Here is a 3,177-nt window from a genome sequence, read left to right as displayed (position 1 = left end):
TAAGCATATTCTGATAGACTGGGAACATGAATGATGACAGTAATCTCCCGCAAAGTACTCGTGCCACTAAAATCGCAGCCGGACATTGGGTACTAGCGCGTGCCGGAAAACGGTTGCTGCGGACAATGTAGACTGAGGGCATGCCGCAGCGCCGTGAATACTGGGACTCCCGTCCTCTGTCCACTCCCTTGGGTTGGATGTATCTGGCGGCCAGCGAGCAGGGGTTGACGCGGTGTGTGTTAGGTGAAAATCCGACTAAAACGCATGCTCCAGGCGATAGTCTCCATACAAATACCGCACATCAGGCGCCTGAACTTAACGGACGCATCGCGACTGAATGCCCTATTCCCGGGATGCCAACTGCTGCTCGCAATCTTTGCAATCTGACAAGAAGCCAGCTTGAGGAATACTTTGCCGGCACCCGCCGCAGCTTCAGGATTCCGCTCGACCTGTCCGGCAGTGAGTTTCGCCGTCGTATCTGGCAGACCTGCGCCGCTATTTCCTACGGTCAAACCCGCACCTATTCTCAGTTGGCGGTGGAGGCTGGCAGTCCTGGCGCGGCGCGTGCTGTAGGCCAGGCTATGCATAGCAACCCAGTGGTAATCATCGTACCGTGCCACCGAGTCGTGGCGGCTCGTGGTCTGGGAGGATACGGGCCCGGGATTGAGATTAAACAATGGCTTTTGGACTGGGAGAGACAGCACGGACGCTAAAAACCTTGGCGGTTTCCCAGATGACCACTTCCGCAGAGGTCTCGGCACGCCGGTGGGCGCGGCTAGAAAAGCCCGTGAACTCGGATGGCTCTAAACACACCGCCTATGCGTCCGAGCACCCAGACTACCTAGAATAGGTAAGGCTTACCTAAGCATATTCTGATAGACTGGGAACATGAATGATGACAGTAATCTCCCGCAAAGTACTCGTGCCACTAAAATCGCAGCCGGACATTGGGTACTAGCGCGTGCCGGAAAACGGGTGCTACGTCCCGGAGGACTCAAACTTACCAACCGGATGCTCCAAGCAGCTGATATAACAGGAAAGAGAGTTGTAGAGTTTGCGCCCGGATTAGGCAAAACAGCCAAAATTATTATTGATGCGCCGGTCGAGTCCTATACAGGGGTAGATCAAGACCCGGACGCAGCCCAGCGGGTGCGAAACATCGTTGCAGACAGCGGCGGCAGAGTGGTACAGGCAGATGCCCAGGATACCGGTTTAGAGTCGCAATCGGCCCAGGTGGTGGTGGGTGAGGCGATGCTCACCATGCAAAGTGAGAAAAACAAAGAAAAAATTGTTTCAGAAGCATACCGGATACTAGAACCAGGCGGATGCTACGCGATTCACGAACTCGGATTAACTCCTAACGATATAGACATGCAGCTAGCGGATCAATTACGTAAGCGTCTTGCACAAGCTATTCGCGTGAACGCTCGTCCCCTCACCGAAAATGAATGGCGCAAGGTACTGGAAAATGCTGGTTTCGTTATTGAATGGGTCGGTTTTGAACCCATGGCTCTGCTGTCGCCACGGCGTAACCTAGCTGATGAAGGTGTTAAGGGGGTGTTGCGGATACTCAGTAATGTTCTACGCGATCGAGAGTTACGGGCGAGAATTTTAGAAATGCGCGCCACATTTAAGCACTACCGTAAGAATCTAACCGGAATTGCTATAATAGCGCGTAAACCCAGTAATGATAATGAAGGTCAGAGGTGATTCAAATATGGATTCAAAAGAAGAATTGGTTACTGCCGGTCTAGGATATATAGATAAACTTGCGGAACGAATTGAGTATTCCCCGAACTCTACCGTTTCTAAAACCCTAATGCGTGCAGAAGGGGTAAATGTTGTACTATTTTCCTTCGACAGCGGTGAAGAACTATCAGAGCACACCGCTGCTATGCCGGTAATTGTGCAAACCTTGGAAGGGGAAATTGAAATCACCGCTGATGGCAAAACTGTGAAACTGCTTCCCGGCGGGATGGTGCACTTTTCTACCCGTTTACCACACGCAGTTAAAGCGTTGACTCCTGCAAAAATGGTTCTCTACATGCTCATCGAGCAGGGTAAATAGCACCCTTTAGGTATCCGGCGATACGAAGGCACTAAAATCAAGAAACTACAGCGTCACTATTGCGCCGTTTGCTTTTGATCCGCGGCACGAGTGGCGGTGAACAGCGAGTTGCGCAGCTCCTCCATCGCGTTATTGACCCCGCCGGGGTTGGACGGCAGCATCAGCGTCTGAGTGTTAGAGGCTTTCGCGACTTCCTGCAACGTATCGAAATACTGGGTCAGCAGCAGCATCTCTTGGGCTTCTGAACCAATCCCGGCATCACGCAGCGCCTCATACTGGCTGACCAGGCCGTCCACGATAGCCTTGCGCTGAGCGGCGATACCTTCACCTTGCAGGCGCTTGTATTCCGCATCGGCCTCAGCCTGTTTCACAATCTTGATTTTCTCGGCTTCCGCCAGGCTCACCGCTGCCTCGCGTTCCCGCTGGGCGGCGTTGATTGAGTTCATCGACGCCCGCACCGTCGGATCCGGGTTGATATCTGTCACCAGGGTGTTGATGATGGCGAAACCGTAAGCGTTCATGGCCGCGGCCAGAGTCGTTTCAACATCTTGGGCGATTTGGTCTTTCGAAGAGAACGCCTCATCCAAGTCCAGTTTGGCCAGGGAGGTACGCACCCGGTCGTAAACGTAGGACTGAATCTGACGTTCTGGATTGGCCAAGCGATAATACGAATCAACCACGTTTTGAACCTGGTACTGCACCGAAACCGGAATGGTCACGAACACGTTGTCTTTCGTTTTGGTTTCCACTACAGAATCCAGCTGCATGATACGCAGCGGAACCTTTTTCGCAATCTGGTCCACGAACGGAATCTTTACCCGCAGACCGGGCAGAGCGACCTTGTGAAACTTACCGAAACGCTCAATCACGTAGTTGGTCTGTTGCTTCACCACGAAGAACATCCCTCCCGCGATGAGCAACACCAGGATAATGAGGGCGATAATCGACATCCCAAAAAGACCCCCGACAAAAGCCAAAAATGCTTCCATTTTTAAACCCTTTCAATCAACAAAAACCTAACCTTACAACCAACTTTAGCGTCTCACTTGCGTGATGGAAACTCGAAAATCCTGGTACCGACCCAGAATTGGACAAACATCATCAACACC

The 3,177-nt window shown here is 52.2% G+C and carries 5 protein-coding genes and 1 pseudogene; 5 read left to right on the top strand and 1 reads right to left on the bottom strand.

Annotation, left to right across the window (positions count from 1 at the left end):
- Positions 1–26 precede the first annotated feature (26 nt).
- The 5 genes and pseudogenes from AC5LBQ_RS09500 to AC5LBQ_RS09480 form a co-directional block, all read left to right on the top strand.
- A pseudogene (locus AC5LBQ_RS09500) lies at positions 27–122 on the top strand (SAM-dependent methyltransferase); the annotation flags it as partial.
- Positions 123–140: 18 nt separating this feature from the next.
- Entirely contained in the window at positions 141–713 is a 573-nt protein-coding gene (locus AC5LBQ_RS09495; RefSeq protein ID WP_295026278.1) for a methylated-DNA--[protein]-cysteine S-methyltransferase, read from the top strand.
- Complete coding sequence (locus AC5LBQ_RS09490; RefSeq protein WP_493265321.1) at positions 677–850, top strand: hypothetical protein; 174 nt, start codon at positions 677–679, stop codon at positions 848–850. The genes AC5LBQ_RS09495 and AC5LBQ_RS09490 overlap by 37 nt, the downstream gene beginning before the upstream one ends.
- A gap of 38 nt (positions 851–888) precedes the next feature.
- Positions 889–1,710, top strand: coding sequence for a class I SAM-dependent methyltransferase (locus tag AC5LBQ_RS09485; protein ID WP_493265320.1), 822 nt, complete (start codon positions 889–891; stop codon positions 1,708–1,710).
- Positions 1,711–1,717: 7 nt separating this feature from the next.
- Complete coding sequence (locus tag AC5LBQ_RS09480) at positions 1,718–2,068, top strand: cupin domain-containing protein (protein WP_311497618.1); 351 nt, start codon at positions 1,718–1,720, stop codon at positions 2,066–2,068.
- 56 nt (positions 2,069–2,124) lie between these two features.
- On the opposite strand, the gene AC5LBQ_RS09475 is transcribed toward AC5LBQ_RS09480, so the two are convergent.
- A complete protein-coding gene (locus AC5LBQ_RS09475) occupies positions 2,125–3,057 on the bottom strand; it encodes an SPFH domain-containing protein (RefSeq protein ID WP_295026283.1) in 933 nt (310 codons plus the stop codon).
- Between the last annotated feature and the right edge of the window lie 120 nt (positions 3,058–3,177).

The organism is Mobiluncus sp. (assembly GCF_985070215.1).
This window is presented reverse-complemented; position numbering and strand designations above follow the sequence as displayed.

Coding starts and splice junctions, on each gene's coding strand:
- AC5LBQ_RS09475 (WP_295026283.1), bottom strand. CDS start 3,057: ATGGAAGCATTTTTGGCTTTTGTCGGGGGTCTTTTTGGGATGTCGATT.
- AC5LBQ_RS09480 (WP_311497618.1), top strand. CDS start 1,718: ATGGATTCAAAAGAAGAATTGGTTACTGCCGGTCTAGGATATATAGAT.
- AC5LBQ_RS09485 (WP_493265320.1), top strand. CDS start 889: ATGAATGATGACAGTAATCTCCCGCAAAGTACTCGTGCCACTAAAATC.
- AC5LBQ_RS09495 (WP_295026278.1), top strand. CDS start 141: ATGCCGCAGCGCCGTGAATACTGGGACTCCCGTCCTCTGTCCACTCCC.
- AC5LBQ_RS09490 (WP_493265321.1), top strand. CDS start 677: ATGGCTTTTGGACTGGGAGAGACAGCACGGACGCTAAAAACCTTGGCG.